The sequence below is a fragment of the Vibrio sp. D417a genome, from assembly GCF_030248595.1.
Taxonomy (GTDB): domain Bacteria; phylum Pseudomonadota; class Gammaproteobacteria; order Enterobacterales; family Vibrionaceae; genus Vibrio; species Vibrio alginolyticus.
This window is the reverse complement of the sequence record NZ_JAHGAM010000003.1, coordinates 282144-301578: the sequence shown is the minus strand read 5'-3', so window position 1 is coordinate 301578 and position 19435 is coordinate 282144. Positions and strand designations below refer to the sequence as shown.

Annotated in this window: 17 protein-coding genes; 7 read left to right on the top strand and 10 right to left on the bottom strand. The window is 44.7% G+C overall.

What is annotated here, in order from left to right:
- Positions 1-101 precede the first annotated feature (101 nt).
- The 4 genes from KI742_RS03675 (at position 102) to KI742_RS03660 (ending at position 4755) form a co-directional block, all read left to right on the top strand.
- The gene (locus tag KI742_RS03675) at positions 102-1586 is read left to right on the top strand and encodes a carbon starvation protein A (RefSeq protein ID WP_005381914.1); all 1485 of its coding nucleotides are present in this window, start codon (positions 102-104) and stop codon (positions 1584-1586) included.
- A gap of 193 nt (positions 1587-1779) precedes the next feature.
- Positions 1780-3450 (top strand): sensor histidine kinase, encoded by a 1671-nt coding sequence (locus KI742_RS03670; RefSeq protein ID WP_005381915.1) that lies wholly within the window; start codon positions 1780-1782, stop codon positions 3448-3450.
- A 31-nt stretch (positions 3451-3481) separates the two neighbouring features.
- Positions 3482-4210 (top strand): two-component system response regulator BtsR, encoded by a 729-nt coding sequence (btsR, locus tag KI742_RS03665; RefSeq protein WP_005381917.1) that lies wholly within the window; start codon positions 3482-3484, stop codon positions 4208-4210.
- 71 nt (positions 4211-4281) lie between these two features.
- Positions 4282-4755, top strand: coding sequence for a low molecular weight phosphatase family protein (locus KI742_RS03660; protein WP_285385163.1), 474 nt, complete (start codon positions 4282-4284; stop codon positions 4753-4755).
- A gap of 46 nt (positions 4756-4801) precedes the next feature.
- Here KI742_RS03660 and ispH read toward each other — a convergent pair whose 3' ends face one another.
- The 6 genes from ispH to murJ form a co-directional block, all read right to left on the bottom strand.
- Positions 4802-5767 (bottom strand): 4-hydroxy-3-methylbut-2-enyl diphosphate reductase, encoded by a 966-nt coding sequence (ispH, locus tag KI742_RS03655; RefSeq protein WP_005381920.1) that lies wholly within the window; start codon positions 5765-5767, stop codon positions 4802-4804.
- 24 nt (positions 5768-5791) lie between these two features.
- The gene (gene fkpB, locus KI742_RS03650) at positions 5792-6223 is read right to left on the bottom strand and encodes an FKBP-type peptidyl-prolyl cis-trans isomerase (RefSeq protein ID WP_005381922.1); all 432 of its coding nucleotides are present in this window, start codon (positions 6221-6223) and stop codon (positions 5792-5794) included.
- 144 nt (positions 6224-6367) lie between these two features.
- The gene (gene lspA, locus KI742_RS03645; RefSeq protein WP_005385948.1) at positions 6368-6874 is read right to left on the bottom strand and encodes a signal peptidase II; all 507 of its coding nucleotides are present in this window, start codon (positions 6872-6874) and stop codon (positions 6368-6370) included.
- 73 nt (positions 6875-6947) lie between these two features.
- A complete protein-coding gene (gene ileS / locus KI742_RS03640; RefSeq protein ID WP_285385162.1) occupies positions 6948-9776 on the bottom strand; it encodes an isoleucine--tRNA ligase in 2829 nt (942 codons plus the stop codon).
- A 64-nt stretch (positions 9777-9840) separates the two neighbouring features.
- Positions 9841-10776: a bifunctional riboflavin kinase/FAD synthetase gene (gene ribF, locus KI742_RS03635; protein WP_005381933.1), complete on the bottom strand. Its 936-nt coding sequence runs from the start codon at positions 10774-10776 to the stop codon at positions 9841-9843.
- Between the two features lie 69 nt (positions 10777-10845).
- Positions 10846-12408 carry a murein biosynthesis integral membrane protein MurJ gene (gene murJ, locus KI742_RS03630; RefSeq protein WP_005385957.1) on the bottom strand — a complete coding sequence of 521 codons (1563 nt, stop codon included), beginning with the start codon at positions 12406-12408 and terminating at the stop codon, positions 10846-10848.
- Positions 12409-12713: 305 nt separating this feature from the next.
- Between murJ and rpsT the strand changes: the two genes are divergently transcribed.
- Positions 12714-12974, top strand: a complete 261-nt coding sequence (gene rpsT, locus KI742_RS03625) for a 30S ribosomal protein S20 (protein WP_005381938.1) — start codon at positions 12714-12716, stop codon at positions 12972-12974.
- A gap of 304 nt (positions 12975-13278) precedes the next feature.
- On the opposite strand, the gene KI742_RS03620 is transcribed toward rpsT, so the two are convergent.
- Both KI742_RS03620 and nhaR read right to left on the bottom strand, forming a co-directional pair.
- The gene (locus KI742_RS03620) at positions 13279-13587 is read right to left on the bottom strand and encodes a metalloregulator ArsR/SmtB family transcription factor (RefSeq protein ID WP_005381940.1); all 309 of its coding nucleotides are present in this window, start codon (positions 13585-13587) and stop codon (positions 13279-13281) included.
- Between the two features lie 288 nt (positions 13588-13875).
- Positions 13876-14766 (bottom strand): transcriptional activator NhaR, encoded by an 891-nt coding sequence (gene nhaR, locus KI742_RS03615; protein WP_005381942.1) that lies wholly within the window; start codon positions 14764-14766, stop codon positions 13876-13878.
- Positions 14767-15152: 386 nt separating this feature from the next.
- Between nhaR and KI742_RS03610 the strand changes: the two genes are divergently transcribed.
- Together KI742_RS03610 and KI742_RS03605 are read left to right on the top strand one after the other, a co-directional pair.
- Positions 15153-16298, top strand: a complete 1146-nt coding sequence (locus KI742_RS03610) for a Na/Pi symporter (RefSeq protein WP_025768431.1) — start codon at positions 15153-15155, stop codon at positions 16296-16298.
- Positions 16299-16453: 155 nt separating this feature from the next.
- Complete coding sequence (locus KI742_RS03605; protein ID WP_053306894.1) at positions 16454-17596, top strand: flavohemoglobin expression-modulating QEGLA motif protein; 1143 nt, start codon at positions 16454-16456, stop codon at positions 17594-17596.
- Between the two features lie 70 nt (positions 17597-17666).
- Here KI742_RS03605 and KI742_RS03600 read toward each other — a convergent pair whose 3' ends face one another.
- A complete protein-coding gene (locus tag KI742_RS03600; RefSeq protein WP_005381947.1) occupies positions 17667-18518 on the bottom strand; it encodes a thymidylate synthase in 852 nt (283 codons plus the stop codon).
- 9 nt (positions 18519-18527) lie between these two features.
- Positions 18528-19349 (bottom strand): prolipoprotein diacylglyceryl transferase, encoded by an 822-nt coding sequence (lgt, locus tag KI742_RS03595; protein ID WP_005381948.1) that lies wholly within the window; start codon positions 19347-19349, stop codon positions 18528-18530.
- Positions 19350-19435 lie beyond the last annotated feature (86 nt).

The following is a 19435-nucleotide window of genomic DNA, read 5'->3' as shown; positions in this document are numbered from 1 at the left end:
CCACTCATCTACTAACCGAATGCATTTAACACAAGTGACGCATAACATGCATCCTGAGATTAAAAAATTACCCTACCCAACTAAGACCAAGGACAATTGCTATGATGTGGTTTCTAACCTGTGTCGCAGCCCTAATCGGCGGATACTTCATCTACGGCGCTTTCGTCGAGAAGATTTTCGGCATCAATGAAAAACGCCAAACGCCAGCTCACACCAAATCGGACGGTGTTGACTTCGTTCCAATGTCAACAAAGAAAGTTTACCTAGTTCAACTACTTAACATCGCAGGTGTTGGTCCAATTTTTGGCCCGATCATGGGGGCACTATACGGTCCTGCGGCGATGCTTTGGATTGTAGTCGGTTGTATTTTTGCTGGTGCAGTACACGATTACTTCTCAGGCATGCTTTCAGTGCGTAACGGCGGTGCATCTGTACCTACCATTACAGGTCGCTACCTAGGTAATGGCGCAAAACACTTTATGAATATTTTTGCCATTGTCCTATTGCTTCTAGTTGGCGTAGTGTTCGTTTCAGCCCCTGCTGGCATGATTACCAACCTCATCAATGATCAAACAAGCTTGAGTGTAAGCATGACAACGATGGTTATTGCTATCTTTGCTTACTACATCATTGCGACGATTGTTCCTGTCGATAAAATCATTGGTCGTTTCTACCCACTGTTTGGCGCCCTACTTATCTTTATGTCTGTTGGCCTAATGACAGCCGTTGCTTTCTCTAGCGAACACACAGTAATGGGTGACTTCCAAGTTTCGGACATGTTCTCTAACCTCAACCCAAATGACATGCCGTTATGGCCTGCATTGTTCATCACTATCGCATGTGGCGCTATCTCTGGCTTCCACGCAACTCAGTCTCCACTGATGGCGCGTTGTATGGAAAATGAGAAAAACGGTCGCTTCGTATTCTACGGTGCAATGATTGGTGAAGGTGTTATCGCTCTAATTTGGTGTGCTATCGCTCTGTCTTTCTTCGGCTCTCTAGACGCTCTATCAGAAGCTGTGAAAAACGGTGGCCCTGGTAACGTGGTATACAGCGCATCATTTGGTCTGCTAGGTGTGTTCGGTGGTATCCTTGCGTTCCTGGGTGTGGTTATCCTACCAATTACGTCTGGCGATACAGCGTTCCGTTCAAGCCGCTTGATCCTTGCTGAATACTTCAACATGGAACAAAAAACGCTACGTAACCGTCTACTGATGGCACTTCCACTGTTCGTTATCGGCGGTATCTTAACTCAAGTAGACTTCGGCATTATCTGGCGCTACTTCGGTTTTGCAAACCAAACAACAGCGGTAATGATGCTTTGGACTGCGTCCGCTTACCTACTGCGTCACAACAAGCTGCACTGGATTACCACTATCCCAGCTATCTTCATGACCACGGTATGTGTCACGTTCATCTTAAACAACAGCTCGCTAGGTTTTGGTCTGCCAATGCAACTATCAACTATCGTAGGTATTGTGTTTGCCCTAGCTGTGACAGGTTACGTTATCAAAACCTCTAAGGGTAAAGGTGAAACTGAACTGGCTGACGAAGAGAAACCACAAGCCGTATCAGAAACAGCGTAATACTCGTCACATCTGAGTGACTAAGATAGGAGCCTGCCAATTGCAGGCTCTTTTTGTTTTATACCCAAGTCACTTTAAGACTCAGAAAGCACAGCGCAGCATCATTTACTTAGCTGTTCTTATCTATCTGAGCCAAGCATCTTGAGGTTACTTAGGTATACAATAACAACATTGATTCTAGGTTAGGTTCACTATGGAACTGGTCATCTCCCTTTTACAACAGATGTGTGTGTACTTAGTTTTGGCTTACATGCTAAGTAAAACGCCAATCATCTTACCTTTGCTGAGTATTTCTTCGCGCTTAAGCCACCGCCTAATTTGTTACGTACTCTTCTCTGGCTTTTGTATTCTCGGCACCTATTTCGGTCTGCACATCAACGATGCTATTGCCAATACTCGTGCGATCGGCGCAGTTATGGGCGGGCTGTTTGGTGGACCTGTTGTAGGTTTCGCCGTCGGATTTACTGGTGGCATCCATCGATACTCTCTTGGTGGCTTTACTGACCTAGCCTGCGCAATTTCAACCACCGCCGAGGGCGTAATTGGTGGCTTGCTCCACGTTTACCTTATCAAGCGAAATAAAGGCGCATTGCTGTTTAATCCAAGCGTCGTATTCAGCGTCACGTTTGTTGCAGAAGTGGTGCAAATGATTTTGCTGCTCGCCGTCGCGAAACCTTTTGATCAAGCCTATGAACTGGTGTCCGCTATTGCAGCGCCTATGATCATCGCGAATTCATTTGGTGCGGCGTTGTTCATGAGTATCCTGCAAGACAGAAAAGCAATCTTTGAAAAGTTTTCTGCGACGTTTTCGCGTCGAGCGCTCACCATTGCTGATCGCTCAGTGGGAATTCTAAGCAACGGCTTCAACACCGAAAACGCAGAGAAAATCGCACGTATTATTTACGAAGAAACCAAAGTGGGCGCTGTCGCGATTACTGACCAAGAAAAGATCTTGGCGTTTGTGGGCATTGGCGATGATCACCATAAACCAAACACGCCGATTTCATCGCAAAGCACATTAGACTCCATGGAGAAAAACGACATCATTTATCTTGATGGTGCGGAGCGTCCATACCAATGCTCCATTGCAAAAGATTGCAAGCTCGGATCTGCGCTGATCATCCCACTGCGTGCAGGGAAAGAGGTCATTGGTACCATAAAGCTGTATGAACCGAAGCGTAAATTGTTCTCGACGGCCAACATGTCGATGGCGGAAGGAATAGCCCAGCTTCTATCTAGCCAAATCCTTTATGGCGATTACCAACAACAACAAGCCTTACTCGCCCAAGCAGAAATAAAATTGCTTCACGCTCAGGTGAATCCACACTTTTTGTTTAATGCACTCAATACTATTAGTGCGATTACTCGTCGTGACCCTGACAAAGCGCGCGAGCTAATCCAAAATCTATCGCACTTCTTCCGCAGCAATTTAAAGCAGAACATTAATACCGTGACGCTAAAGGAAGAGCTTGCACATGTGAACTCGTACTTGAGCATCGAAAAAGCGCGTTTTACGGACCGCTTAGAGGTTGAAATCGATATTCAACCTGAATTGCTGGACATCAAATTACCAAGCTTTACACTCCAGCCTTTGGTTGAGAACGCCATTAAGCATGGCATTTCAAACATGCTTGAAGGTGGTAAAGTTCATATATACAGCGAAGCACACCCACAAGGTCACTTGATTACCGTCGAAGACAACGCAGGCAGTTTTGAGCCGCCAAAAGAAAACCACTCAGGGCTAGGTTTAGAAATTGTCGACAAGCGTCTCACTAATCAATTTGGACGTGATGCAGCGCTAAAAATTACGTGCGAGCCACATCAATTTACTAAAATGAGCTTTATCATTCCCCCAAAATCATAAAAGCACGCTGAAGCAATAAAGGTAATGTTGGATGTTAACCGCACTCGTCATTGATGATGAACAGTTTGCTCGTGAAGAGCTAGCAGAGTTACTGGATGAAACAGGCCAAGTTGAGGTCGTGGGCGATGCCTCAAACGCAATCCTCGGCCTAAAAAAAATCAATGAACTTAAGCCTGATGTGGTGTTTCTCGATATCCAAATGCCTCAAGTCACGGGGATTGAATTACTTGGGATGCTTGATCCAGAAACCATGCCTTATGTGGTTTTTGTCACGGCTTATGATCAGTATGCGATTCAAGCATTTGAAGACAATGCCTTTGATTACTTGCTCAAACCTGTCGACCCATGCCGGTTAACTAAAACGGTCAAACGACTAAACAAAGTCATTAGCCAATCCGCCCTAACGCAACAACTGTCTGCTATTACACCTGACACGTTGGATCAGATACCGTGCATCGGACACAACCGCATCGTTATCATGGCCACCGACACGGTGGAATGTGCTTACAGTGATATCAGCGGCGTACATGTACGCTCCACCAGCCAAACCGCGAGCACCCAACTGACATTAAAAACGTTGGAAGAGAAAACCCCTCTAGTCCGCTGCCATCGTCAATACTTAGTCAGTATTAAAGCGATTAGCGAAATCAAGTTACTGGAAAATGGGTTAGCGGAAATCATCACCAAAACAGGCTTTGAGATACCAGTAAGCCGCCGCTACTTAAAGGTGCTCAAAGAGATGCTCGGCATTAGCCACTAACACAAAAACTTCACACATCATCGCTGAGTTTCCGCTAGCGTATAAATAGGACGCTCTGAAAAGACGAGGCGATGATGTATAAAGTTTTATTCATATGTAAGCACAACGCTGGACGAAGCGTCCTCGCGGAGTCAATCGCAACCAATATCCTGCCAGCAGATTTTAGTGTCACCAGTGGAGGCTCACATCCCACAGGCAAGGTGCACCCAGTGGTGCAAAAATATTTAGATGACCACCAACTCCCCACTCCGCATATCCACACGCATTCATGGGAGGAGCGAACTCAATTTCTTCCCGACATCGTTATTATTCTCTGTGATTCTTTACATCAAGAAACCGCTCCTCAGTGGCTTGCAGGTGGTGTTCGAGTAAACTGGCAAGTTGATGCTTTTCCGACCGATGGTTCTGATGAAGACATGTACGCACATTGCGAAAAGGTTGCTCAATCGCTTGAGCGAAGAATCACGAAGATGTCTGATATGATTATCGATGGTTTAGGAAAAGACCAAATTCGTGATTACCTAAATGAGTTAAGAGAGATGTAAAAAAGGCGACCCACAGGTCGCCTTTTGAATATTCGATAAATGGAGACTAATCCACTTGCTTGATTTGAAGTTCTTTAGGTACTTCAAAGAACATATTCTCTTCACGGCCAAGTACTTCATCAACCGCTTCGGCACCAACGAGTTCTTTGATTCGCTCTAGAATCTGATTAACGAGCTCTTCCGGAGCAGATGCTCCCGCAGTCACGCCGACCTTTGTTTTGCCTTCGAACCACTCAGGTTTGATATCTTCCGGACAGTCGGTTAAGTAGCCAGGTGTCCCTAGCTTTTCAGCTAGCTCTTTAAGACGTGTAGAGTTTGATGAGTTTTTAGAACCCACCACAACCATCACATCTACGTCACCAGCTAATTCACGTACGGCATCTTGGCGGTTTTGTGTCGCATAACAGATATCGTCTTTACGTGGACCTTGGATATCTGGGAACACGCGGCGTAGCTCTTCGATAACATCGGCAGTTTCATCGACAGAAAGCGTCGTTTGGCTTACGTAATGAAGATCGGATGGATCTTTCACAATCGCCTTCAGTTTCTCAACATCGGCTGGAGTTTCAACCAAGTACATACCACCGGTTTCACTGGCGTATTGCCCCATCGTACCTTCGACTTCAGGGTGACCTGCGTGACCAATCAGAACCACTTCCATATTACGACGGCTCGCACGCGCCACTTCCATATGCACTTTGGTTACTAAAGGGCACGTTGCGTCAAATACGGTCAAATCACGCTGCTTGGCTTCCTGACGAACTGCCTGCGATACACCATGAGCGGAGAAAATCACAATGTTGTTGTCTGGCACTTCGTGCAGTTCTTCAACGAAGATAGCACCACGCTGTTTTAGACCTTCAACCACAAAACGGTTATGCACCACTTCATGACGCACATAAATCGGTGGCTGATACATCTCTAGCGCACGCTCTACGATGCTAATCGCGCGGTCAACACCAGCACAGAAACCACGTGGGTTAGCTAACAGGATTTTCATTTCATTGCTCATGGAAGTTATCTTTTATTTGGTTCGCTATTCTACTGACAAAATTTCAACTTCGAAAGTCACGTCTTGTCCCGCGAGTGGATGGTTGAAGTCCACAGTTACTGAGTCGCCAGCAATCTCAGTAATGATGCCTGGGATTTCCATGCCATCAGGGCCACTGAAGGCCATGATTGTACCAACTTCCACTTCTGCATCACCTACAAATTTAGTGCGATCCATATAGTGAATATGATCAGGGTTTGGCATACCAAACGCGTCTTCTGCCTTTAGCTCAATCGCTTTTTGTGCGCCTGTTTCGAGGCCGATCAAGCATTGCTCAAAGTTTTCACTCAAGCTGCCATCACCCATAACAAACTTCGCTGGTTTACCCATGTTATGAGTACTATCTGCAACCGATCCGTCTTTCATTTTAATCGTAAAGTGAAGGGTTACTACCGATTCATTGGTTATTGTTGTCACGTTAATGCTTCCTTGTTCTTGGGTTATTACGCTGTCAGCTTGGTCTTTTTATACATTGATATGCTGATTGGCGCTCCAACATAATAAAAAGCGTCGCTCGAATCAACGGACGACGCTTAGGGTTATTCGATATACCGCAAAAGATTACTTGTCAGCGTCTTTTTTACGGAAGCCATCCAGAATAATCATTGCCGCACCAATACAGATCGCCATGTCAGCAAGGTTGAATGCTGGCCAGTGGTAGTTACCCCAGAAGAAGTCTAGGTAATCAACAACAAAGCCATGAACGACGCGGTCAAACACGTTGCCCACTGCACCACCAATAATCAGTGCATAAGCGATGTTGTTCCATTTTTCTTTTGCTGGAAGCTTACTCATCCAGTAGGTCAAAAGACCCGTAACAACAAACGCGATACCTGTAAATAACCAGCGCTGCCAACCAGCTTGATCGCTCAAGAAGCTGAAAGCGGCACCGTAGTTATGAACGTAAAGTAGGTTGAAGAATGGCAACACCTCAATTCGGTTTGCCCATCCGTAGCCCATGTTGTCCATCACCACCAATTTGATGCCAATATCTGCAATAAATACCAGAATTGCTAACCACAGCCAGCGAACTCCAGATTGCTTTAACGTCAGTGCTTTTTCACTCATTACTTTACCTACAAACAGCCCCAGTAAATACTGGGGCTGTTAATTTTAAAAAAAGTTCAGTCGTTCTAGGCAATTACGCGAATTTACGTACTTCACCTTCGCCGTCTACGTTAGATACACAACGACCACAGATTTTCTCGTGACCTTCAATTGTGCCTACGTCTGGCGTGTGGTGCCAACAACGATCACACTTCTCGCCTTCAGCTGCTGCTACTTCAACAAATAAGCCTTCGATATCTGTGGCTTGTGCTGCATCCGTCCTCTCACCTAGAGGCTTAACTTTCGCCGCAGAGGTTAGTAGAACAAAGCGCAGTTCATCTTCAAGTTTGTTGATCTTCGCCGCTAGTGCGTCATCAGCAAATAGAGTCACTTCAGCTTGTAGTGCACCACCAATGGTTTTCTCTTTACGCGCATCTTCTAGAAGTTTGTTTACCGCACCACGAACCGCTTGGATCTCAGACCAGAATTCGTTGTTCAGCTCTTCACCTTCAGCAAGACCGAATAGACCGTCGAACCACTCACCAGTGAATACGAACTTGTCGCGTTGACCTGGCATTTCGTTCCAGATTTCATCTGCAGTGAACGACATGATTGGCGCCATCCAACGAACTAGCGCTTCTACGATGTAGTAAAGTGCAGTCTGACAGCTACGTTGAGCGTTGCCGCCACGTTTTGCTGTGTACTGACGGTCTTTAATTACGTCTAAGTAGAAAGAGCCCATTTCGATTGAACAGAATTGCATTAGACGCTGAGTTACACCGTGTGTGTTGTACTCTTCGTATGCTTTAACAATCTCTTCTTGTGCTGCTAGTGCACGACCAACCGCCCAGCGATCTAGCGCAACCATCTCTTCAACAGGAACGATGTCTGTTTCAGGGTTGAAGCCGCTCAAGTTAGCTAGGAAGAAACGCGCTGTGTTACGGATACGACGGTACGCATCTGCGCTGCGTTTTAGGATTTCATCAGAAACCGCAACTTCACCAGTGTAGTCTGTAGAAGCAACCCATAGACGAAGAATGTCAGCACCTAGCTTGTTGGTTACGTCTTTTGGCGCAACCACGTTACCGATAGATTTAGACATCTTACGACCCTGACCATCAACCACGAAACCGTGTGTCAGTACTTGTTTGTAAGGTGCTTCGTCTTTCATCGCAATAGATGAAATTAAAGAAGATTGGAACCAACCGCGGTGTTGGTCAGAACCTTCTAGGTATAGGTCTGCACTGTTGCCGTTGTACTCTTCACGAGCATCAACAACTGAGAAGTGAGTGACACCAGAATCGAACCATACGTCTAGCGTATCTAGCACTTTTTCGTATTGGTCAGCGTCAGCACCTAGTAGTTCAGCGGCATCTACATCCCACCATGCTTGGATGCCTTTCTCTTCAACCAGCTTAGCGACTTTCTCGATCAGCTCTAGCGTGTTTGGATGAAGTTCTGCTGTTTCTTTATGAACAAACAGAGCAATTGGCACACCCCAAGTACGTTGACGAGAGATACACCACTCAGGGCGACCTTCGATCATACCTTCGATGCGGCTTTGACCCCACTCAGGCATCCACTCTACATTCTTGATTGACTCTAATGCTTTAGCACGTAGGCCAGCTTGGTCCATAGAAACGAACCATTGAGGTGTAGCACGGAAGATGATTGGGGTCTTATGACGCCAACAGTGTGGGTAGCTGTGCTCGTAAGCGTGGTGGTGTAGTAGTGCACCTTTTTCTTTTAGTACTTCTACTACTGCATCGTTCGCTTTAAATACGTGCTGACCAGCAAATAGCTCTGTATCTGGTAGGTAAACACCGTTTGAGCCAACTGGGTTTGCTACTTCTAGGTTGTACTTGTTACCAACCGCGAAGTCTTCTTGACCGTGACCAGGAGCAGTGTGAACAACACCAGTACCTGAATCAGTCGTAACGTGATCACCAAGGATCGCCGGTACAGTGAAATCGTAGAATGGGTGTTGGAATTGAGAAAGCTCTAGGTCCGCACCTTTAGCAAAGCCAAGGTTGTGGAAGTGCTCGATACCCGCACGGTCCATTACGTCTTTCGCTAGCTCAGCAGCAACGATGATACGCTCAGCGTTGTCGCCTTCTGTTTGGATAAGCACGTACTCTAGATCATCACGTAGACATACTGCGCGGTTTGCAGGCAGTGTCCAAGGTGTTGTTGTCCAGATAACGATAGATACGTCACCGTGACCTTCATGACCTTCTGTCAGTTCAAATTTAGATAGCAGTGCCGCTTCGTCAGCCGCTTTAAAACGAACGTCGATAGATGGCGATACTTTATCTTTGTATTCTACTTCCGCTTCAGCAAGAGCAGAACCACAGTCTGTACACCAGTGAACAGGTTTGAAACCTTTTAGCAGGTGACCATTGCTTGCGATCTTACCAAGAGCACGAATAATGTTCGCTTCAGTTGCGAAATCCATAGTGCGGTATGGCTTGTCCCACTCACCCATGATACCAAGGCGTTTGAAGCTCTCTTTCTGACCTTCAACCTGACCTGCTGCGTATTCACGACATTTCTCGCGGAATTCCGCTGCTGTCACTTTTTGGCCTGGCTTACCTACTTTCTTCTCTACCATTAATTCGATTGGTAGACCGTGGCAGTCCCAGCCTGGGATGTAAGGTGCGTCAAAACCTGAAAGTGTTTTGGATTTAATAATAATGTCTTTAAGAATCTTGTTTAGTGCGTGACCAATATGAATGTCACCATTTGCGTAAGGAGGGCCATCGTGCAATACGAATGACTTTTTGCCTTTCTTAGCTTTACGGATTTCACCGTAAAGATCTTCTTTGTACCAACGCTTAAGCATTTCTGGCTCACGATTGGCCAGGTTGCCGCGCATTGGAAACCCTGTTTCAGGTAAGTTCAGGGTATCTTTATACTCACTCATCGATTCTTAATTCCGTTATATTGGGCGAAAATTAGACATTATGTTGAACGGTGGAATAAACCGCTCAACGCTTAAGCTGACGCAGCCACACCCTTGCTGCTTCAGCATCCAATTCGATTTGTTGTTTAAGTGCTTCAAACGACTCAAACTTTTGCTCATCTCGAAGTTTATGCAAAAGTTCCACTTCTAGTTGCTTGCCATATAAATTGGCATGAAAGTCGAATAAGTGCACTTCTAACTGTTGGCGAACACCATTGACGGTTGGTCTTTGACCAATATTAGCAACACCACCAACTGGCTTATTTCCTAAGCCAAGCGCTTGAACAACATAGACTCCGGAAACCGGAGAAACACAGCGTTTCAAAGGAATATTTGCAGTAGGGAACCCAATGGTTCGACCTAGCTTTCTTCCGTGAGAAACACGACCGCTGATGCTGTAGTTTCTTCCCAGCATCTGTTGCGCGGAATGCAAATCGTCACGCGCCAGCGCTTGACGGATAGCCGTACTGCTGACACGTAATTGTTGTAAACAAAAGCTCTGGGTACTTACGACATCAAAGCCGTATTTTTCCCCTGCTTCCTGCAGCATTGCAAAGTTACCTGTACGGCCTTTGCCAAAGCAGAAATCATCACCAACGACAAGAAACTTAACACCCAAACGCTCGACCAACAAGTCACGGATAAACTCTTCCGCGGTTAAACTTGCAAAATGGCGATTGAAATTGACACACAGTAAGCGGTCAATATCGAGCTTACTCAATTGCACGAACTTATCGCGTAATCGCGTCAACCTTGCAGGTGCCTTGTCTTTGGCAAACAGCTCCATCGGCTGAGGTTCAAAGGTCATCACAACAGAAGGCAAGGATAGCCTGTCCGCTTGCTCAGACACTTGCTGCAATACTTGTTGATGGCCTTTATGGACACCATCGAAATTGCCAATAGTCAGCACACAACCATGATGTCGCGGGTTGATATTGTGAATGCCTCTAATCAGTTCCATTGGATACTGCTTTCTGCCTCTGTTTTACTTTACACTGTGTGAAACTGACGGATTATATACTAATCACCCTCAGTCTGTCCCAGCTTTTAGGTCTTTTAAACGCGCACCAGTTAAAAATAGAACCACTAGGTAAACCACGGCTCCTAAACCGATCAACATCCCTAGCACCGCGCTTCGGTGAGCAAAGCTCCAGCCCAGCCATACTGACATATCTTCCAGTTGCCATAAGATTGCCGCCACCATCGCCGCGCCAGCAATAGCTAAACGTATAATAAAGAAGACGGTTCGCTTAGTGATTTGGTATACCTCTGCGATGTGCAGGCCACGATACAGCAGTGCCATATTCACAAATGCCGATAGTGCTGTCGCGATAGCCAAGCCAACGTAGCCATAGAAGTACGCAAAAATTGCATTAAATACCATGTTGGTCACCATCGCAATGATGCCGTATTTCACTGGCGTTTTGGTGTCTTGACGCGAGTAATACCCCGGAGCGAGCACTTTAATCAGCATAAAGTTCAACAAGCCTGAAGCGTAAGCAAAGAGTGACAATGATGCTTGATGTACGTCTTGTGGCGAAAACTCACCTCGCATGAATAACACCATCAACATAGGTTTTGCCAGTACCATCAAACCAAGCATTGCAGGAAGGCCAAGTAAGATCACCATGCGCACCCCCCAGTCCATGGTTTGTGCGAATCCTTCATTTTGTGCGTCAACATGTTTGCGTGATAATGCTGGTAAAATCACCGTTGCAATCGCAATACCAAACAGACCTAACGGGAATTCCAACAAACGATCTGAGTAGTACAACCAACTGATCGAACCGGTTTGCAGAAAGCTGGCAATAAAAGTATCAAACAACAAGTTGATTTGGCTTACCGACACACCGAACAAAGCAGGAATCATTAAGGTTCGGATCTTCACCACGCCCGGATCGCGCCAGCCCCATTTCGGCTTAACCATAACCCCCGCTTTAATAAGGAAAGGGATTTGAAATAAGAACTGAACCAAACCACCAAGGAAAACACCGATGGCAAGACCAATCTCTGGCTGTGGCATCTGCGGCGAGATAAACCATGCTGCCAAAATGATCATCACATTGAGAAAGACAGGAGTAAACGAAGAAACCGCAAACTTACCTAGTGTATTGAGAATGGCTCCCGATAGGGCAACAAAAGTGATGAACCATAAATAAGGAAAGGTAATCTTGAGCATCACGCTAGCAAGTTCGAACTTCTCAGCCGCGGGACCACCATGCATCCAGTCTAGGAACCAACCAAAACCAAACAGTGCAGTCACCACACCGGAACCTAGAACACCTAAGATGGTAACAATTGAGACTATCACCCCCAATGTGCCCGCAGCACGGGCAATCAGCTCGCGGGTTTTATCCATGTCGCCTTGAGCATGGCTTTCCGTTAAAACAGGTACAAACGCTTGGGAAAAAGCACCTTCAGCAAACAAACGTCGTAAAAAATTAGGAATTTTATTGGCGAAGAAAAAGACGTCTGCGCTTGCTCCTGCCCCCATTAAATTTGCCACTACAACATCACGAACTAGGCCAAGAACGCGGGAAATAAATGTCATAGCACTGACGATCATGCCAGACTTGAGTAGTCGTTTACTCACTGTAACCTCGGAATATCACCATAAGACAGCTAACCCTATACTGTTTCTCTGACAGGTGCTGCAAATAGACGTCAAAAATCTATCCGCGGGTTGTAAGGAATAAGTGTGCCTTTCGCGGATAATTATTAGCATTGGTATAAAAATGCTGTTAGAATCCCCGCCATCTTAACCGCGATAACCTCTCTTACCAAAATTTGTTTTGGCTTAGATCGGTTTTTGCACAAATCATTTGACATTTAAGCGCAAATGAGGGATATTCCTCGCCCTTAAATTGTCACAGAACTAAGTTTTTGGGAGTTAGACCCTTGGCAAATAGTAAATCTGCTAAGAAGCGCGCTATCCAAGCTGAGAAACGTCGTCAGCACAATGCTAGCCGTCGCTCAATGATGCGTACTTACATGAAGAAAACTGTTGCTGCTATCGAAGCAGGCGACAAAGAAGCTGCAACTGCTGCATTCGCTGTAGTTACACCTATCCTAGACCGCATGGCAACTAAAGGCCTTATTCACAAGAATAAAGCAGCTCGCCATAAGTCTCGTTTCGCTGCACAAATCAAAGCTCTTTAATAGAGTCCTGATTTTACAGTGAAGAAAAAACCGACCTTGTGTCGGTTTTTTTATATCTACAAAATTTTCTTAATAAAAAAAGCTGGCAATGCCAGCTTTTCTTTTTCTGAATGTCCCATTTAAAGACATCAGCTTATTCATTACCCATATAACGCTCAAACTAGAAAGCACTATTAAAACACTTGAGAACAAAGCAAATTGGTCGATGAGTAGTACCCTATCATCAAAAGTTTAACGCCACTCTCAAATATTCCAACAAGTTAGATTCACACTCTAAGATGAGCAGTATATTAGGACTATTTAATTAGTGTTGAGCACTCTCAGCACAATAAAGACTATGCAGTGTTTTTATTAACGCTTTCACTTCATCACTCTTTAATGTGTAGTACACCGTTTGTGCTTCTTTCCTTGTCGTGACTAACTCATCACGGCGAAGCCAAGCAAGATGCTGAGATAATGCCGACTGGCTTAGCTCTAACTTTGCACACAGCTCTCCCACGGACAGCTCTTGGTTATGCAGCATACAAAGGATTTGTAGGCGTCTCTCGTTTGCCATCGCTTTGAGCAACACGACGGCTTTTGCGGAGTTCTGCTCCATTTCTTGTAGATTCATGTGTTGGACCTCTAGCTACAACTTACTTATTCCAACCCTGGCCAGCTTGTTGTGTTGCACTGATTTATATATCTAAAAAAATCAAGATACACTTCCAGAGTCTTCATTATTAGAACCTCTAATTTAGTTGTTAGTGATACACCAATATTATCCACCAAGGATTTTAATTGGTGCGCCATCAATAATTAATAGTTTTGCTCACTAAAACAAGTATCTTGCTTACTTAGATATTATTTAGAATTATATTTTTATTGATAGTAATCTATTTATTTACGCAACGATACGGGTTTACTCAAACATTTGACTGAAATCAGCATCACAAACATTTTTTACCGCGGGGTGTTGGATCATTCGTTCCGCAAAAATCACGTAGTACTCTTCTTTTAGCCCATCGACATGGCCAATTAGCTGTAAATTTCGGTCGTCTTCAATCTCCGACATGTATACGGTCGGTGCCAAGAAAATCACATCATCGTGGTACCGAGCAAAAGCTTTCATCAACGCAACATCATCAAACTCCCCCAGCACATTGGGTTGAAGGCCTTGACGATCAAACCATTGAATAACTTTACGCCCCATAGCCGTTCGGCTCGCGGGAATCAGAAGTTTTTTTTGTTCCAAGATCTCAGGGAATCGCACATTTTCAATTTCAGAAGAAGCAAAAAAGCTCATGCTACTTTCACCTAACTTTTTGCTATAAAGGCCAGGACTTTGAGTAGAATCAACGGGACAATCTGAAAGGATCATATCTAGCTTGTGCTGAGAAAGGCGTTCAAGTAGCAGTTCGTGGGTTGATTCATAACAGCGTAAATGAATACTGTTATCTTCCGGGACGGTCGTCATCAGTACTTTACTGACCAAGCGTTTAGATAACGCATCGGCTACACCAACTTCAAATAGAATGTTCGAGTGCTGGCTGTAATTGACGATATCTAACATCTCATAACTCAAACCGAACATCCGGTCGGCGTACTTAAACACAAGCTGACCTAACTCAGTGGGCTCAACTGTACGACCATTGCGCTTGGTTAACTTTCCTTTCATGCGCTCTTCAAGCGCTTTAATCTGTCCTGTCACGGTTTGCGGTGTCAGGAAGAGCGCGTCAGCCGCCTTAGTTACAGAGCCCTGTTTGCACACCATCCAGAAATAATAGAGATGGTTGTAGTTTAGATGTGACATGATCGAGTCCCGAAAAGAAAGTGATACTTTTTATACCAAATGTGACAGAGACAAACAATAAACTCGACAAAACCATACAATACCTTACAAAAGCATAAGTTTTACCGAAAGTATAAAGTCAACACTGTCATAAAAGTTGAACTGAGGCGCATTTTCTCTACAAAAAAAACGCAAAAACCAAACAAAACGAAATCAAAATTTAACCAGTAAAATCAACAAGTTAAAAATTAATTTTCTTCCTCTTTTACGCCATTATCAAAAAGAACAATAAAAATCTCTCACAGCAAGAAATCTGTAATATTACTGAAATATTTGTTCTCTAACATCGCCCGCAGATTCAACTACAGACCGAAAAATGAACTGAAAGGTCAACGGAGAAAATTATGATGAACCAAGCTACTTCAACAGTGGCACCAATTTCGAGCACAGCTCGTTGGTTACGCTGGGCTAACTTGGCATTCATGTTATATCTGCTTCTTCTAGCAGTATCTATGGTTGGTAGTGGCTTTAAATGGGCAACTGGCGATCAAGCTAAGGTGCTATTTGAATTTGCCGCACACCCAGTTGCAGGTCTAATGATCGGCTTGGTGGCAACAGCCTTAATTCAGTCTTCAAGTACTGTAACGTCTATTATTGTAGGCTTGGTTGCAGGTGGCTTACCTGTAGAAACCGCTATCCCTATGGTGATGGGTGCTAACATTGGTACCACAGTGACCAATACGCTTGTATCTCTTGGCCACGTGCGCTGTAAAGAAGAGTTCAAACGTGCATTTGCAAGTGCAACCATTCACGACTTCTTCAACTTGCTTGCTGTCGCTATTTTCCTTCCGTTGGAAATGATGTTCGGCATTTTAGAGAAAGTTTCTCACTGGCTTGTTTCTCCACTGCTTGCTACTGGTGATATGAGCATTAAAGGCTTCAACTTTATTAAACCAATTACAAAGCCAGTCGTAGGCGCAATTAAAGAGCCACTTTCTACCTTCGGTGATACTGTTGGCGGCGTCATGCTTATTGCTTTGGGTATTGCGACTATCTTCGTTGCAATCACAGTGATGGGTAAATTAATGAAGAGCCTAATGGTTGGTCGCGCACGTGAAATTTTGAAAAACGCCATCGGTCGTGGTCCTATTCACGGCATCGTATCAGGCTCAATCGTGACCGTTCTAGTACAATCTTCCTCAACCACGACAAGTTTAATGGTTCCGTTGGTTGGTACTGGCGTGTTGAAAGTACGAGATATCTACCCTTTCACTCTGGGTGCTAACATTGGTACTTGTATTACGGCACTACTAGCAGCGACAGCGGTATCTGGAGAGTTCGCAGTATTCGCACTACAAATCGCTCTAGTCCACTTAGTATTTAACATCATGGCGACGCTGTTTATCTTTGGAATTCCATTCCTACGTGAGATTCCGGTTAAAGGCGCTGAGATGATTTCTGAAATGGCTATTAAGAATAAAGCAGTTGTTGGTGGTTACCTAATGTCAGTATTCGTTATTCTACCAGGTGCAATTCTAGCCCTAACAACATAACAACATAACAACAACGACATACCATCGCTTATTGTTTAGGCTCCACATCGTGGAGCCTTTTTTATGATAATTAAACTGTTCAAATCGATTGTCCGGTGATAATTTGAGCCACATCAGCATGCTTATGCTGAGCTATCTCATTTGGAGTCGACAACATGACGCAGCTTAATGACGCTATTTCTGATCAGCTACTCGCAATAGACGAAAACCTAACCCAACTGGTTGCTGATATTGATATCCTCAGTAGCGTGAATCCTCTTAATTATGCTCAAGAAAGAGAACGTTTCATTAAAAACAAATATTCTCAAGAGCCTAATTTTCAATATTCAATTACTAACGTAGATACCCACAGCGCAAAGCGACGTCTATATGAGCTACCTCTAGAAAACATTCAAGACACCCAACTGCAGAGGCTGTACGCGGATGTAATTCAGTCTTATGCAGATAAACTGGATCAAGTGAATACCATAGGTACGCAAGAGTTTCTTTATAACTCCTTACGCTATTATGGGGAACCGAGCGCCAAAGATATTGCCAACGCCCATTTCATATTGCACCTTCCTACAGAAGAAGAAAAAGAACCTCAGCACGATAGCCGTGCAATAGCACGTTTCATGCAAAATTTTGCTCAACGCAATGGGTATGAATGTGAAATACAGGTGTTGGACGGGATGTTAGCAAACGCACTAGTTTCAGGGTCTCGAGTCAAAATTAACCACGCGGCGTACATCACCACTGATGAGCTGGAGGCTCTTGCACATCATGAAATGGGAGTACATCTCCTGACTACGCTTAACGGTCGTCAACAACCGCTAAAAGTCCTGAGCTTAGGTTGTCCTGCCAATACCAACACTCAAGAAGGGCTGGCTATATTATGTGAGTATCTGTCAGGACATTTCAGTATCAAACGCCTAAGAACCTTAGCCTTACGAGTTCTGGCAGTAGAGTCGATGATCAAGGATCGCGATTTCCGCCATACGTTCATGCTATTAAAAGAACAGTATAAAGCTTCTGATCTTCAAGCATTTACAACGACTGCCCGAGTCTATCGAGGTGGAGGTTTAACGAAGGATTACTTGTATCTTAGAGGATTCCGAGAGGTGCTCAATGCCTATGATAAATTGGGCGATGACTTTTCACTATTGTTGTGCGGGAAAACAGAGCTGAAGTACTTTGAGCTTATCCGTTCATTAGTGAGTAAAGAAATATTCACTCAACCTAAGTTTATTAGCCCGGCACTGTCCACACCGATGCAGACCAACCCAATTCACCGTTATATTGTCAGTGCACTAAAATAATACCTTCTAAGTACAAAAAAGAAAAAAGCTCCATTCGGAGCTTTTTCTATATCTTGAAGAACGATACTCGTTACACTGAGAATGGGTAACGAATAGGATCGTGATGCTCGTACCCTTCAACCCAAAAGTCATCCAGTGTGACCCATGTTTCCAAATCTTCTAGAGATTTAATCTCTGGGTTGATATGGAACGTCGGCGCTTTTAATGGCTCACGCTTCAACTGAACATCGCGCATCAGTTCAAGCTGATCTTCATAAATGTGAGCATTCACAATCTTATGAAATGCCTGACCAGGTTTCTTGCCCGTAATTTGCGCCATAATCGCCAAGAACACGTAAACTTGAACCATATTGAAGTTTAAGCCAAGCGGTACATCACACGAACGCTGAGTACTATTCAGGTAAAGCGTATCATCCAGCAATGAAAAATGGTGACTGTACATACAAGGACGCAAGCACCCCATGTGGAACTCACCCGGGTTGTAGAAGTTCAAGATTTCACCGCGATCATCAACACCACGCGTTAAGTCATCCACTATCTTACGTAGTTGGTCAACATGACCACCATCAGGTTTCGCCCAGGCGCGCCCTTGAACCCCATAGACACGGCCCATGTCGTCTTCGCCTTTACGGTATGGGTTATTCAACCAGGCATCATTTAGGTTGGCATTGGCATCCCAGGTTTTCGTGCCCAGCTTACGAAAATCTTCCGCATTATCGTAACCACGAATATACCCTAATAGCTCTGCAACGGCCGCTTTCCAAAAACTTTTACGTGTGGTGACCAACGGAAATTGATTGTTCGCAACATCGTAGGTTAAATCCGCGTTGATTACGGTCAGGCAGCGCTTGCCTGTACGCTCATTTTCAACCCAAACACCTTGGTCAACGATGCGTTGACACAAATCTAAATACTGTTTCACACCAATACCTTACTTCGTCTTTTGTGGTAATTCGTCTTTGTAATGACCACGTTTGTATGCCCAAACCATCATGAGGACACCGATAACCACCATTGGCAGGGATAAAATCTGTCCCATGGAAATAAAGCCACCGAATAACCCCAAATGAGCGTCTGGTTCGCGCACGTATTCTACTAGGAAACGGAAGGTTCCGTAACCCGCAAGAAAGAGTCCTGAAACAGAACCTAGAGGACGAGGTTTCTTGATGAACCAATTCAAAATGAAGAAAAGGACGATACCTTCAAGCGCCATTTCATAAAGCTGTGATGGATGACGTGGCAGTGGACCGCCATTTGGGAAAACGATCGCCCAAGGCACATCCGTTACTCGGCCCCACAACTCGCTGTTCATGAAGTTACCTAAACGCCCCATACCCAAACCAAATGGCACAAGCGGCGCGATAAAGTCAGCAACACCGAAGAAAGTTCGCCCGTTTTTGTGTGCATACCAGAACATCGCAGTAATCACACCCAGTAAGCCCCCGTGGAAAGACATACCACCGGTCCACACTTTAAATAGATACAAAGGGTCAGCCAGGAAGAGCTCAAAATTGTAGAAAAGCACGTAGCCTACACGGCCACCAATCACCACGCCAAGGAAGCCTGCGAACAACAAATCAGAAACCTGCTCTCGTGTCCAACCACTTCCAGGCTTATCCGCACGTCGGTTCGCTAACCATAGAGCAAACATAAAGCCAACAAGGTACATCAAACCGTACCAACGAACCGAAACAGGACCAATAGAGATTAAAACCGGATCAATATTGGGAAATTCAATATATCCCTGAGACATAAATCATTCTCTTCTTATCACAACAAAATAAATATACCCAAGTAACCTCTAGATGCTTGGTTCAGCGAGAATGACTTGGGTACAAA

Bases quoted from the DNA above. Each gene is read 5' to 3' on its own strand.
- KI742_RS03675 (WP_005381914.1), top strand. From the start codon at position 102: ATGATGTGGTTTCTAACCTGTGTCGCAGCCCTAATCGGCGGATACTTC.
- KI742_RS03670 (WP_005381915.1), top strand. From the start codon at position 1,780: ATGGAACTGGTCATCTCCCTTTTACAACAGATGTGTGTGTACTTAGTT.
- btsR (WP_005381917.1), top strand. From the start codon at position 3,482: ATGTTAACCGCACTCGTCATTGATGATGAACAGTTTGCTCGTGAAGAG.
- KI742_RS03660 (WP_285385163.1), top strand. From the start codon at position 4,282: ATGATGTATAAAGTTTTATTCATATGTAAGCACAACGCTGGACGAAGC.
- ispH (WP_005381920.1), bottom strand. From the start codon at position 5,767: ATGAGCAATGAAATGAAAATCCTGTTAGCTAACCCACGTGGTTTCTGT.
- lspA (WP_005385948.1), bottom strand. From the start codon at position 6,874: ATGAGTGAAAAAGCACTGACGTTAAAGCAATCTGGAGTTCGCTGGCTG.
- ileS (WP_285385162.1), bottom strand. From the start codon at position 9,776: ATGAGTGAGTATAAAGATACCCTGAACTTACCTGAAACAGGGTTTCCA.
- ribF (WP_005381933.1), bottom strand. From the start codon at position 10,776: ATGGAACTGATTAGAGGCATTCACAATATCAACCCGCGACATCATGGT.
- KI742_RS03620 (WP_005381940.1), bottom strand. From the start codon at position 13,587: ATGAATCTACAAGAAATGGAGCAGAACTCCGCAAAAGCCGTCGTGTTG.
- nhaR (WP_005381942.1), bottom strand. From the start codon at position 14,766: ATGTCACATCTAAACTACAACCATCTCTATTATTTCTGGATGGTGTGC.
- KI742_RS03610 (WP_025768431.1), top strand. From the start codon at position 15,153: ATGAACCAAGCTACTTCAACAGTGGCACCAATTTCGAGCACAGCTCGT.
- KI742_RS03605 (WP_053306894.1), top strand. From the start codon at position 16,454: ATGACGCAGCTTAATGACGCTATTTCTGATCAGCTACTCGCAATAGAC.
- lgt (WP_005381948.1), bottom strand. From the start codon at position 19,349: ATGTCTCAGGGATATATTGAATTTCCCAATATTGATCCGGTTTTAATC.